Here is a 12,770-nt window from a genome sequence, read left to right as displayed (position 1 = left end):
CTCGAAGGGTTTTCATGTATATTCTGCACATAGCGTTTTTGCGGTGAGATCCAATGAAAAAGCTGTTTGTGCAGTTTTATCTTTTGCTGTTTGTCTGCTTCCTGGTGATGACCATGCTGGTCGGGCTGGTGTATAAATTTACCGCCGAACGTGCGGGCAGGCAGTCTCTGGACGACCTGATGAAAAGCTCGCTCTATCTGATGCGCAGCGAGCTGAGAGAGATCCCGCCACACGACTGGGCGAAAACCCTGAAAGAGCTGGATCTCAATCTGTCATTCGATTTACGTATCGAGCCGTTGAAAGATTTCGATCTGGACCCGCCCGCCATGCAGCGTCTGCGCGACGGGGATATCGTCGCGCTGGATGAGAAATACACCTTTATCCAGCGAATTCCGCGCAGCCATTACGTGCTGGCCGTCGGGCCGGTGCCCTATCTCTATTATCTGCATCAGATGCGCCTGCTGGACATGGCGCTGATGGCCTTTATCGCCATTTCACTCGCGTTTCCGGTTTTTATCTGGATGCGCCCGCACTGGCAGGACATGCTGAAACTCGAATCCGCCGCGCAGCGTTTTGGCGAGGGGCATTTTACAGAGCGTATTCACTTCGACAGCGGTTCCAGCTTTGAACGTCTGGGCGTGGCCTTTAACCAGATGGCCGATAACATCAATGCCCTTATCGCCAGCAAGAAGCAGCTGATCGACGGAATTGCGCACGAGCTGCGCACGCCGCTGGTGCGCCTGCGCTATCGTCTGGAAATGAGCGAGAACCTGACGGAAGCGGAGTCTCAGGCCCTTAACCGCGATATTGGTCAGCTTGAAGCGCTGATTGAGGAGCTGCTGACCTACGCGCGCCTCGATCGCCCGCAAAACGAACTGAACCTCAGCACGCCGGACCTACCCGCGTGGCTGCAAACCCACATTGACGACGTTCAGAGCGTGAACCCGCAGCGTACGCTGTTGACGCGCGTCACGCCGGGTGACTACGGCGCACTCGATATGCGCCTGATGGAACGCGTGCTGGACAATCTGATGAACAACGCCATGCGCTACAGCGAAAGTACGCTGCAGATTGGGCTGGATCTGCAGGGCAATCAGGCCCGCCTGACGGTAGAGGATGACGGACCGGGGATTGCCCCGGAAGCACGCGAAACCGTGTTTGAACCGTTTGTCCGCCTCGATCCCAGCCGCGATCGCGCCACCGGCGGATGCGGTCTGGGGCTGGCAATCGTCCACTCTATCGCGCAGGCGATGGGCGGCACGGTGCATTGCGAAGAGAGCGAGCTCGGCGGCGCGCGCTTCTGCTTTAGCTGGCCGGTGTACCATAACATCGCCCTTCCCGTCCCTGCCTGACTTCAACCGCACGCTGGCCTGACCCGGCGTGCTGTGCTATATGATAAGTATGTTGTAACTAATGAGAGTGCTTATGGCGACCTACGATCTTATCGAACGGCTGAACAGCACGTTTCGGGAAATAGAACACGAGCTGCTGACCCTGACAGAACGTTTGCAGACCTGCCGCCTGCTGGCCGCGCGCGTCTTTACCCTGCCCGAGGTGGCCAAAGGGGCCGAGCACGATCCGCTGGACACCATCGACGTGAAGCAGCACATCGGCAAGGTCGCACTGGAGCTGGCGATGAAGCACTATCGCCATCTTTTTATCCAGCAGCAGTCTGAACAGCGCAGCAGCAAGGCGGCCGTGCGGCTGCCGGGCGTGATCTGTCTGCAAACCGATGCAGTAGCGCGCGAGGCGCTGGAAAGCCAGATTGCCCATATCAACAGTCTGAAAGCGGCATTTGAGAAGATCGTTACCGAAGAGTCGGGCCTGGCCCCCGCCGCCCGGTTTGAGTGGGTGCACCGTCAGCTTCCGGGGTTAATTACCCTGAATGCCTATCGCACGCTGACGGTTCTGCGCCATCCCGCCACGCTGCGCTTCGGCTGGGCGAATAAGCACATCATTAAAAACTTCACCCGGGATGAAATTCTGGCGCAGCTGGAAAAGAGCCTGAAGACGCCGCGCACCGTCGCGCCGTGGTCGCGTGAGCAGTGGATCGAGCGCCTGGAGCAGGAGTACCACAGCATCGCCTCGCTGCCAGCGGATACGCGCCTCAAAATTAAGCGCCCGGTGAAGGTGCAGCCTATCGCCCGCGTCTGGTATTCCGGCCAGCAAAAACAGGTGCAGTATGCCTGTCCAACGCCGCTGATTGCGCTCTATGATGCCGATCAGGGGGCTATCGTGCCGGATATTGGTGAGTTGCTGAATTACGATGCTGAAAATGTCCAGCACCGTTACCGACCTCAGGCGCAGCCGCTTCAGCTCATTATTCCGCGGCTGCACCTGTACGTGGCGAGTTGATTATTTCAGACTGCCAACCATCGCCTCAGGGCGCACCCAGGCATCAAACTCCGCCTCCGTCAGATAGCCCAGCGCCAGGGCGGAGGCTTTCAGCGTCAGCCCCTCCTTATGCGCTTTTTTGGCGATCTCGGCGGCTTTATCGTAGCCGATATGGGTATTGAGCGCGGTCACCAACATCAGCGACTCGTTCAGCAGCTGGCTGATGCGCTCGCGGTTTGGCTCGATCCCCACCGCGCAGTGTTCGTTAAAGCTCTCCATGCCGTCCGCCAGCAGACGAATTGATTGCAGAACGTTGTGGATCACCATCGGGCGATAGACGTTCAGCTCGAAGTTGCCGGATGCACCGCCCAGGTTGACGGCCACGTCGTTGCCCATTACCTGACAGCAGAGCATGGTCATGGCTTCGCACTGGGTCGGGTTGACTTTACCCGGCATGATGGAGCTGCCCGGCTCGTTTTCCGGAATGCTGATTTCACCGATGCCGCAGCGCGGGCCCGAGGCCAGCCAGCGCACGTCGTTGGCGATTTTCATTAGCGACGCCGCCAGCCCTTTCAGCGCGCCGTGGGTGTGGACCAGCGCATCGCAGGTCGCCAGCGCTTCGAACTTGTTGGGCGCCGTGATGAACGGCTGTCCGGTTATGGCCGCAAGCTCCTCCGCCACGCGCACCGCATACTCCGGATGAGTGTTTAACCCGGTGCCGACCGCCGTGCCGCCGAGCGCCAGCTCCGCCAGGTGCGGCAGGCTGTTTTCAATATGCTTCAGGTTGTGTTCCAGCATCGCCACCCAGCCGGAAATCTCCTGGCCGAGCGTCAGCGGCGTGGCGTCCTGCAGGTGCGTACGGCCAATTTTGACGATGTCGCGGAAGGCCTGCGCTTTCTCGTTGAGCGTGGATTTGAGGACGTTGAGCTGGGGGATAAGCTGCTCGCGGATAGCAATCACCGCCGCCACGTGCATGGCCGTGGGGAAGACGTCGTTAGAACTCTGGCTCTTGTTGACGTCATCGTTCGGGTGGACCTTGCGCTCCATGCCGCGCACGCCGCCCAGCAGTTCGCTGGCCCGGTTCGCCAGCACTTCGTTCATGTTCATGTTGCTCTGGGTGCCGGAACCGGTCTGCCAGATGGCGAGCGGAAATTCGTCGGGATGCTTGCCCGCCAGCACTTCGTCGGCGGCATTTATGATGGCGGTGGCCTTGTCTGCCGCCAGCAGGCCTAAATCCTGGTTTACCTTCGCGGCTGCGCGTTTGGTGAGCGCCAGCGCCTGAATCAGCGAAACGGGCATTTTTTCAGTCGAGATACGGAAATGCTCCAGCGAACGCTGGGTTTGCGCGCCCCATAGCTTGTCGGCCGGGACGTCGATGGCGCCCATCGAGTCTTTCTCATGGCGTACCGTGGTCATTACTTTCTCCTTGATAACACTGTCGGGATTGCTCACATGCTTAAGGGATAAGTATTGATGACTTCTGAGAAACGGTATGGCGCTTTGTGCGCTCTTTTTGGTGTCGGGTGGCGGCTTCGCCTTACCCGACCTACGAGAATGTAGGCCGGGTAAGGCGAAGCCGCCACCCGGCATTTTCTTCAGACTACTTCACACACGCCGAACACTGAGAAGACTGGATCTGTTTGAAGAAGTCGTTGCCTTTGTCATCCACGAGGATAAACGCCGGGAAGTCTTCCACCTCAATTTTCCAGATCGCTTCCATGCCCAGTTCCGGGTATTCCACGCACTCCAGGCTCTTGATGCTGCCCTGCGCCAGCACCGCAGCCGGGCCGCCGATGCTGCCGAGGTAGAAGCCGCCGTGCTTGTGGCAGGCGTCCGTTACCTGCTGGCTGCGGTTGCCTTTCGCCAGCATGATCATGCTGCCGCCGTTAGCCTGCAGCTGGTCGACGTACGAGTCCATACGGCCCGCCGTGGTTGGGCCTAATGAACCAGAGGCATAACCTTCAGGCGTTTTCGCCGGTCCCGCGTAGTAGATTGGGTGATCTTTAATGTACTGCGGCAGCCCTTCGCCGTTGTCCAGACGCTCTTTCAGCTTCGCGTGCGCAATGTCGCGGCCCACGATAATCGTGCCGTTCAGGGAGAGACGGGTCGAGACCGGATACTGAGACAGCTGCGCCAGGATCTCTTTCATCGGACGGTTCAGGTCCACGCGAACCGCTTCCCCCTCGCCCGCTTTACGCAGTTCTTCCGGGATGTATTTGCCCGGGTTGTTTTCCAGCTTTTCGATCCACACGCCTTCGCGGTTGATCTTGGCCTTGATGTTGCGATCCGCAGAGCAGGAGACGCCCATCCCGACCGGACAGGATGCACCGTGACGCGGCAGACGGATCACGCGCACGTCGTGGGCGAAGTATTTACCGCCAAACTGCGCGCCGAGGCCCAGATTGCGCGCTTCTTCCAGCAGCTCCTGCTCAAGCTGCACGTCGCGGAACGCCTGGCCGTGCTCGTTACCTTCGGTTGGCAGGCCATCGTAGTATTTGGTTGAGGCCAGCTTCACGGTCTTCAGCGTGCTTTCCGCCGAGGTACCGCCAATCACAAACGCGATATGGTACGGCGGGCACGCCGCGGTGCCGAGGGTGCGCATCTTCTCAACCAGGTAGTTCTTCAGCTTGCCCGGGGTGAGCAGCGCTTTGGTCTCCTGATAGAGATAGGTTTTGTTGGCCGAACCGCCGCCTTTGGCGATGCAGAGGAATTTGTACTCGTCACCGTCGACGCTATAGAGATCGATCTGCGCCGGCAGGTTGGTGCCGGTGTTCACCTCTTTATACATATCCAGCGCCGCGTTTTGCGAATAGCGCAGGTTGTCTTCGGTGTAGGTGTTGTAGACACCGTGCGCCAGCGCCGCTTCATCGCCGCCGCCGGTCCAGACGCGCTGGCCTTTTTTACCAACGATGATCGCCGTGCCGGTATCCTGGCAGGTAGGCAGAATGCCTTTCGCCGCGATATCGGAGTTACGCAGGAACTGCAGGGCAACGTACTTGTCGTTTTCGCTGGCCTCCGGGTCGCTCAGGATATCGGCAACCTGCTGCTGGTGCGCAGGACGGAGCATAAACGAGGCGTCGTGGAAAGCGTGCTGCGCCAGCAGCGTCAGCGCCTGCGGATCCACCTTGAGGATCTCTTGTCCTTCAAACTCAGAGACGGAGACGTGATCGCGGGTTAACAGGTAATACTCGGTCTGATCCTGACTGAGGGGGAAAGGATCCTGATAATGGAAGGGTTTATTCGACATTGGTCTCTCACTTACTGCTTCGGTCTGTTTATTCAGGGCAGATGTTCCGCTGCCCGGCTTAAAAGCGAGTCAGCTTATCCTACACAATTTTTTAACAAAAACTGAGACTAGTACGACTTTTTACATCCACAGGTTACTTCCATGTGGTTTATTGCTTTAATACCCGGAGTTTATTCCACATTTGAATCAGGGCTTGATAATGCAAAAACTCATCAACTCAGTGCAAAACTACGCCTGGGGAAGTAAAACTGCGTTAACGGATCTCTACGGTATCGCGAACCCAAACAACCTGCCGATGGCAGAACTGTGGATGGGGGCGCACCCGAAGAGCAGCTCAAAAATTGAAGACGCCAGCGGCCAGGCACGCAGCCTGCGTGACGTAATTGACGCCGATAAAGCCGCGCTGCTGGGCAACAAGGTGGCTCAGCGCTTTGGCGAACTGCCGTTCCTGTTTAAAGTGCTGTGCGCTGACCAGCCGCTCTCCATCCAGGTTCATCCGAACAAGCAAGCGTCTGAAATCGGCTTTGCGAAAGAGAACGCGGCGGGTATTCCGTTAGACGCCGCCGAGCGTAACTACAAAGATCCTAACCACAAGCCGGAGCTGGTGTTCGCGCTGACGCCGTTCCTGGCGATGAACGCGTTCCGCGAATTTTCAGAGATTATCTCCCTGCTGCAGCCGGTCGCGGGTGCCAATAACGCTATCGCGCATTTCCTTGAAAACCCGAATGCCGAGGCGCTAAGCCAGCTGTTTGCCAGCCTGCTGAACATGCAGGGTGAAGAGAAATCCCACGCCCTGGCGGTACTGAAAGCCGCCCTGGAGAGCCAGCAAGGTGAACCGTGGGAGACCATCCGTCTTATTGCGCAGTTCTATCCGGACGACAGCGGCCTGTTCTCCCCTCTGCTGCTGAACGTGGTGAAGCTGAATCCGGGTGAAGCAATGTTCCTGTTCGCGGAAACTCCGCATGCCTATCTGCAGGGCGTGGCGCTGGAGGTGATGGCCAACTCTGACAACGTGCTGCGCGCGGGCCTGACGCCGAAATACATCGACATCCCCGAGCTGGTTGCCAACGTCAAGTTCGTGGCGAAACCTGCCGCGGAGCTGCTGACTCAGCCGGTGAAAAACGGCGCAGAGCTGGACTTCCCGATTCCGGTTGAGGATTTTGCTTTCTCCCTGCACGACCTGAGCCAGACAGAAACGACCATCGCACAGGAAAGTGCGGCGATCCTGTTCTGCGTGGAAGGCGAAGCGACGCTGCACAAAGGCGAACAGCATCTGGTGCTTAAGCCCGGTGAATCAGCATTCGTTGCAGCCAATGAGTCTCCGGTTAGCGTAAGCGGCACCGGTCGACTGGCGCGCGTTTTCAATAAGCTTTAAGCACTTACTGAATTTTTTAACAACTCTTGCTAAGCTAGTTGCAGGCTTAATATCTCCAGGCGGTTTTTACCGCCTGGTTTCATTTTAGGGATAGTCGCAATGAAAAAATCGGTCGTAGCGGTAGGAGTGATTGTAGCGTTAGGCGTGGTCTGGACGGGTGCCTCCTGGTTTACCGGGAAACAGCTGGAAGGACGCCTGGCTGAGATGGTGGCGCAGGCTAACGGAGAGATTAAGCGCAGCGCGCCGGAAGCGGGCCTTGAGCTGAGCTACCAGAATTATGAGCGCGGCGTGTTTACCAGCCGTATGCAGGTAGTGGTGAAGCCGGTTGCCGGTACGGAAAACGGCTGGCTGAAACCGGGTCAGAGCGTGGTGCTGGATGAAGTGGTGAGCCACGGTCCCTTCCCGCTGGCGCAGCTAAAGTCGTTTAACCTGATCCCGTCAATGGCGTCCGTTCACACGGTCCTGGTGAATAACGACGTCACCAAACCGCTGTTCGACCTGGCAAAAAATACCTCACCTTTCGAAATCGACACCCGCATCAGCTATGCCGGTGACACCAGTTCCGATATCGCGCTGAAAGCGCTGAACTACGAGAAAGAGAATGAGAAAGTCGCCTTTAGCGGTGGTCACTTCAAACTTGACGCGGACCGCGACGGGAACGTGTTCTCCCTGACGGGTGAAGCGGAAAGTGGCCTGGTCAACGCCGTGAACGAATACAATCAAAAAGTTCAGCTCACCTTCAACAACCTGAAGGCCGACGGCAACAGCCGCATGACCGATTTTAAAGAGCGTATCGGCGATCAGAAACTGTCTCTCGATAAAGTCGCCATTGCGGTTGAAGGGAAAGAGATGGCCGTGCTGGAAGGCATGGACGTCAACGGCAAATCCGACGTGTCCAAAGACGGTAAGAGCATCAATACCCAGCTGGATTACACGCTGAAGAGCCTGAAAGTGCAGAATCAGGATCTGGGCACCGGCAAACTGTCGCTGAAGATCGGCAACATCGACGGCCAGGCGTGGCACGAATTTAGCCAGAAATACAGCAAAGAGAGCCAGGCGCTGCTGACCGATGCCGCGCTGCAGCAGAACCCGGAAGTGTACCAGCAGCAGGCGATGGCGGTGCTGTTCAACAACCTGCCGATCCTGCTGAAAGGCGAGCCGGTGATCACCGTTGCGCCGCTGAGCTGGAAAAACAGCAAAGGCGAAACCAGCTTTAACCTGTCGCTGTTCCTGAAGGATCCGGCCACCGCCACGGGTGAACCGCAGACGCTGGCGCAGGAAGTGGATCGCAGCGTGAAGTCGCTCGACAGCAAGCTGACCATCCCGATGGATATGGCGACCGAGTTTATGACCCAGATTGCGAAGCTGGAAGGCTACGGCGAAGAAGACGCCGGCAAGCTGGCGAACCAGCAGGTGAAAGGTCTGGCGGCCATGGGCCAGATGTTCCGCATCACGAAGGTGGACAACAACACGATTTCCACCAGCCTGCAGTACGCCAACGGCCAGGTCACGCTCAACGGCGACAAAATGCCCCTGGAGGATTTTGTCGGCATGTTTGGCATGCCTGCTCTGGGGATGCCGGAACCGGCTGAACCGGCAGCGCCAGCCGAACCGGCGGCACCGCAGCAGTAAACGTCAAAACCCCTCGCATGAGGGGTTTTTTATTGCCGGGTGGCGCTGACGCTTACCCGGCCTACGATCCCGGGCCGTTGCAGGCCCGTGCAAGCGCAGCGCCGCCGGGCGATGTGCAGCGGAGATTATTTCACCGTCACCAGGCGCGCCGCCACAATCTGGTGCCCGGCCTGAACGTCCGTATTGTCGATGCGCTGCATGATCCTGTCCGCCAGGGTGTAGCCCATCTCCCGCGCTGGGGTCGTGGCCCAAACGATCGGCAGATCGTCGAGCGCGTTTTCACCGACGTCGGCGAACGCCCCCAGCGCCACCTGGTGGCCGAAGAAGGTTTCAACGCCCCCTTCACCGCTCTGACGCCCGGCGCGGATCAGTCCAAACCAGGCGCCCATGGCGATCACATCGTTATAGCAAATGACGGCGCTGATGGTCGGGCTGCTGCGCAGCAGCGCGCCTATCGCTTCCGCCGCCATCTTCTGGCTGGACTCACACTCAACAACCCACTCGCTGTGGAACGGCAGGCCGTATTTAATCAGCGTCGCGCAGTAGCCGCCGACCCGTTCGGCGCGGGTCAGGGACGAGCTTTTGCCGCCCAGCCAGGCAATGCGCTGATGGCCGCGACGAATAAGATGCTCGGTCAGCATTTGCGCCGCCTGCATGTTATCCGGGCGCAGCGTATCGGCTTCATCGAGGTAGCTGGCGCGTGAAGCAAACACCAGCGGCACGCCTTTTTCAGCGGCACGCTCGCACAGCTCGCTGCCCACGCCCGACGCCCCGGCGACGATCACCCCGTCCACACCCTGATTCAGCAGCATATCGAGCCGGGAAAGCAGCTGATCGGCCTCGCGACCGCCGTGAAGCAGAAAGACCATCCGCCCCTGCGCTTCAAGCGCTTCGGTTAAGCCGGCGGTCAGCTCCGCATAGAACGGTGACGTCAGGTCACGGACAATCAGGCCAATCACCCCGCTTTGCCCGCCGCGCAGCGCCGACGCCTGGCGGTTTCGCACAAAGCCCAACTGCTCAACCGCCTCGTTCACCCGCTGACCGGTCGCGGGAGAGATGCGTCCTTTTCCGCTCAGTACCAGAGAAACGGTGCTGACGGAAACCCCCGCCGCCAGCGCGACATCGTTGATGGTGACTTTTTTCGCTACAGCCATGTGTTGGCGTGACTCCCTGAAAAATGAGATCGGTAAAACGTTTTATCAATACGTTATCTTTATACTACCAGTCAAAGCCTGAGAATGTGATTTAGCGCGCACTAAACTTTGATAAAACGTTTTATCTTCTCGCAGCATTGAAGCAGACAAACTGATTTTAACAATAAAGGAGTCGTTTTATGACGGCGAAAGCAGCACAAAAAATATCGCTGTGGGAATTTTTCCAGCAACTGGGTAAAACCTTTATGCTGCCCGTGGCGCTTCTCTCGTTCTGCGGGATCATGCTCGGGATCGGCAGCTCGCTCAGCAGTAAAGACGTCATCACGCTGATCCCCTTCCTCGGCGCGCCCGTGCTGCAGGCGATCTTTATCTGGATGAGTAAAGTCGGCTCCTTTGCCTTCAGTTTCCTGCCCGTGATGTTCTGTATCGCAATCCCGCTGGGCCTGGCCCGCGAGAACAAAGGCGTCGCGGCGTTTGCCGGTTTTGTGGGCTACGCGGTGATGAACCTGGCGGTTAACTTCTGGCTGACCGCGAAAGGCATACTGCCGACCACCGACGCCGCCGTGCTGAAGGCCAACAATATTCAGAGCGTGATTGGCATCCAGTCTATTGATACCGGGATCCTCGGGGCGGTGATCGCCGGGGTAATTATCTGGATGCTGCACGAGCGCTTCCACAATATCCGCCTGCCGGATGCCCTGGCCTTCTTCGGCGGCACCCGCTTTGTCCCAATTGTGACCCTGGTGGTAATGGGACTGTTTGGTCTGATTATTCCGCTGATTTGGCCAGTTTTCGCTATGGGCATCAACGGCATTGGCCGCATCATTAACGGCGCGGGAGATTTTGGTCCGATGATCTTCGGCACCGGCGAGCGTCTTCTGCTGCCGTTTGGCCTGCAGCATATCCTGGTGGCCCTGATTCGCTTCACCGAAGCGGGCGGCACCATGGAGGTGTGCGGTCACGACGTGAGCGGCGCGCTGACTATCTTCCAGGCGCAGCTGAGCTGCCCGACGACACACGGCTTCTCCGAAAGCGCAACCCGCTTCCTGTCTCAGGGTAAAATGCCTGCCTTCCTCGGCGGCCTGCCGGGTGCTGCGCTGGCAATGTACCACTGCGCGCGCCCGGAAAACCGTCATAAAATTAAAGGCCTGCTGATTTCCGGCGTGATCGCCTGCGTCGTGGGCGGTACCACCGAGCCTATCGAGTTCCTGTTCCTGTTCGTCGCGCCGGTGCTGTATCTGATTCACGCGGTGCTGACCGGTCTGGGCTTCACCGTGATGGCGGTGCTGGGCGTCACCATCGGCAACACTGACGGTAACGTGATCGACTTCGTGGTGTTCGGGATCCTGCACGGCCTGTCGACTAAGTGGTATCTGGTCCCGGTCGTGGCGGCAATCTGGTTTGCGGTGTACTACGGGATCTTCCGCTTCGCCATCACCCGCTTTAACCTGAAAACGCCAGGACGCGATATTGATACGGCCACCAGCGTTGAACAGGCGGTTGCCGGTACCGTGGGCAAATCCGGCTATAACACCCCTGCCATTCTGGCGGCGCTGGGCGGTGCGGATAACATCACCTCGCTGGATAACTGCATTACCCGCCTGCGTTTGTCGGTGGCGGATATGTCGAAAGTGGATACCAACGCCCTCAAGGCCAACCGGGCCATCGGCGTGGTACAGTTAAACCAGCACAATTTGCAGGTGGTTATCGGCCCGCAGGTACAGTCAGTGAAAGATGAGCTGGCGACCCTGATGCGAACAGTAGAAGCCTGATGCCTCCGCCCCCTCACCATGAGGGGGTTTTACGTTAAGGATTAAAGCATGTTTGATTTCTCAACCGTCGTGGATCGACACGGCACCTGGTGTACGCAGTGGGACTATGTCGCCGACCGCTTTGGCGCGGCGGATCTGCTGCCCTTCACCATCTCGGATATGGATTTCGCCACCGCCCCCTGCATAACCGACGCGCTGCAACAGCGCATTCATCACGGCGTGTTTGGCTATAGCCGCTGGAAAAACGACGAGTTTCTCGCCGCCGTCGTACACTGGTTCCAGCAGCGCTTTAACACCCGAATTGATACCGAAAGCGTGGTTTATGGCCCCTCCGTCATCTACATGGTCTCGGAACTGATTCGCCTCTGGTCACAACCCGACGACGGCGTGGTGGTTCACACCCCGGCATACGATGCCTTTTACAAAGCCATAGAGGGTAACGGGCGTCGTGTTGTGGCGGTTGAAATGGAAAAACAGGCCGCTGGCTGGCAGGGCAATATGGCAGCCCTGGAAGCGGCGCTGGCGAAACCGGAAAACAAAATTATGCTGCTGTGCAGCCCGCAGAATCCGACCGGCAAGGTCTGGACGCGGGATGAATTGACGCAGATGGCGGAACTCTGCGAGCGCTATGACGTGGCGGTTATCAGCGATGAAATCCATATGGACATGGTGTGGGGAGAACATCGTCACACGCCGTGGACCGCAGTGGCGCGGAGCAAATGGGCGCTTCTGACCTCCGGCTCGAAAAGCTTTAACATTCCGGCGCTGACGGGGGCTTATGGCCTGATCGGCGATGAAGAGAGCCGTAACGGCTATCTCAGCGCGTTAAAAGGTCGGGACGGGCTCTCTTCCCCTTCCGTGCTGGCGCTAACGGCGCATATCGCCGCCTATCAGCAAGGGGGGCCGTGGCTGGATGCCCTGCGGGGTTATCTGGAAGAGAATCTGTTGTATATCGCTCAGGAAGTAAACCGCGCTTTTCCGAAACTCAACTGGCAGCCGCCGGAAGCGACCTATCTTGCCTGGATCGATCTGCGTCCGCTGAACATTGACGATCGGGCGCTGCAAAAAGTGCTGATCGAGCAGCAAAAGGTCGCCATCATGCCGGGATATACCTATGGAAAAGAGGGAAATGGCTTCGTACGCCTGAATGCTGGCTGCCCGCGCAGCAAGCTGGAGCAAGGGGTTCAACGCCTGATTGCCGGCATTAATACGCTTCTATAATCAATTTGCGCAACGGAATATTCCCTTGCGCAAAT

The 12,770-nt window shown here is 58.2% G+C and carries 9 protein-coding genes; 6 read left to right on the top strand and 3 right to left on the bottom strand.

Annotated elements, in window-relative coordinates:
• The first annotated feature begins 53 nt into the window (after positions 1-53).
• Both rstB and tus read left to right on the top strand, forming a co-directional pair.
• Positions 54-1,352, top strand: a complete 1,299-nt coding sequence (rstB, locus tag BFV67_RS09265) for a two-component system sensor histidine kinase RstB (protein ID WP_008500552.1) — start codon at positions 54-56, stop codon at positions 1,350-1,352.
• Between the two features lie 73 nt (positions 1,353-1,425).
• Positions 1,426-2,355 (top strand): DNA replication terminus site-binding protein, encoded by a 930-nt coding sequence (gene tus / locus BFV67_RS09260; RefSeq protein WP_023343988.1) that lies wholly within the window; start codon positions 1,426-1,428, stop codon positions 2,353-2,355.
• On the opposite strand, the gene fumC is transcribed toward tus, so the two are convergent.
• Both fumC and fumA read right to left on the bottom strand, forming a co-directional pair.
• Positions 2,356-3,750 (bottom strand): class II fumarate hydratase, encoded by a 1,395-nt coding sequence (gene fumC, locus BFV67_RS09255; protein WP_069598182.1) that lies wholly within the window; start codon positions 3,748-3,750, stop codon positions 2,356-2,358. It abuts the gene before it with no gap.
• Between the two features lie 184 nt (positions 3,751-3,934).
• Entirely contained in the window at positions 3,935-5,581 is a 1,647-nt protein-coding gene (gene fumA / locus BFV67_RS09250) for a class I fumarate hydratase FumA (protein ID WP_021241151.1), read from the bottom strand.
• A 199-nt stretch (positions 5,582-5,780) separates the two neighbouring features.
• Between fumA and manA the strand changes: the two genes are divergently transcribed.
• Together manA and BFV67_RS09240 are read left to right on the top strand one after the other, a co-directional pair.
• Positions 5,781-6,956: a mannose-6-phosphate isomerase gene (gene manA / locus BFV67_RS09245; RefSeq protein WP_069598181.1), complete on the top strand. Its 1,176-nt coding sequence runs from the start codon at positions 5,781-5,783 to the stop codon at positions 6,954-6,956.
• A 99-nt stretch (positions 6,957-7,055) separates the two neighbouring features.
• Positions 7,056-8,588: a YdgA family protein gene (locus BFV67_RS09240; protein WP_069598180.1), complete on the top strand. Its 1,533-nt coding sequence runs from the start codon at positions 7,056-7,058 to the stop codon at positions 8,586-8,588.
• Between the two features lie 125 nt (positions 8,589-8,713).
• On the opposite strand, the gene BFV67_RS09235 is transcribed toward BFV67_RS09240, so the two are convergent.
• Positions 8,714-9,742: a Mal regulon transcriptional regulator MalI gene (locus BFV67_RS09235; RefSeq protein WP_021241148.1), complete on the bottom strand. Its 1,029-nt coding sequence runs from the start codon at positions 9,740-9,742 to the stop codon at positions 8,714-8,716.
• Between the two features lie 179 nt (positions 9,743-9,921).
• Between BFV67_RS09235 and malX the strand changes: the two genes are divergently transcribed.
• Together malX and BFV67_RS09225 are read left to right on the top strand one after the other, a co-directional pair.
• Positions 9,922-11,514, top strand: coding sequence for a maltose/glucose-specific PTS transporter subunit IIBC (malX, locus tag BFV67_RS09230; protein WP_023343984.1), 1,593 nt, complete (start codon positions 9,922-9,924; stop codon positions 11,512-11,514).
• 48 nt (positions 11,515-11,562) lie between these two features.
• Positions 11,563-12,735, top strand: coding sequence for a MalY/PatB family protein (locus BFV67_RS09225; protein ID WP_069598179.1), 1,173 nt, complete (start codon positions 11,563-11,565; stop codon positions 12,733-12,735).
• Positions 12,736-12,770 lie beyond the last annotated feature (35 nt).

This window comes from Enterobacter roggenkampii, assembly GCF_001729805.1.
Lineage (GTDB): Bacteria > Pseudomonadota > Gammaproteobacteria > Enterobacterales > Enterobacteriaceae > Enterobacter > Enterobacter roggenkampii.
This window is presented reverse-complemented; position numbering and strand designations above follow the sequence as displayed.

Bases quoted from the DNA above. Each gene is read 5' to 3' on its own strand.
- rstB (WP_008500552.1), top strand. From the start codon at position 54: ATGAAAAAGCTGTTTGTGCAGTTTTATCTTTTGCTGTTTGTCTGCTTC.
- tus (WP_023343988.1), top strand. From the start codon at position 1,426: ATGGCGACCTACGATCTTATCGAACGGCTGAACAGCACGTTTCGGGAA.
- fumC (WP_069598182.1), bottom strand. From the start codon at position 3,750: ATGACCACGGTACGCCATGAGAAAGACTCGATGGGCGCCATCGACGTC.
- fumA (WP_021241151.1), bottom strand. From the start codon at position 5,581: ATGTCGAATAAACCCTTCCATTATCAGGATCCTTTCCCCCTCAGTCAG.
- manA (WP_069598181.1), top strand. From the start codon at position 5,781: ATGCAAAAACTCATCAACTCAGTGCAAAACTACGCCTGGGGAAGTAAA.
- BFV67_RS09240 (WP_069598180.1), top strand. From the start codon at position 7,056: ATGAAAAAATCGGTCGTAGCGGTAGGAGTGATTGTAGCGTTAGGCGTG.
- BFV67_RS09235 (WP_021241148.1), bottom strand. From the start codon at position 9,742: ATGGCTGTAGCGAAAAAAGTCACCATCAACGATGTCGCGCTGGCGGCG.
- malX (WP_023343984.1), top strand. From the start codon at position 9,922: ATGACGGCGAAAGCAGCACAAAAAATATCGCTGTGGGAATTTTTCCAG.
- BFV67_RS09225 (WP_069598179.1), top strand. From the start codon at position 11,563: ATGTTTGATTTCTCAACCGTCGTGGATCGACACGGCACCTGGTGTACG.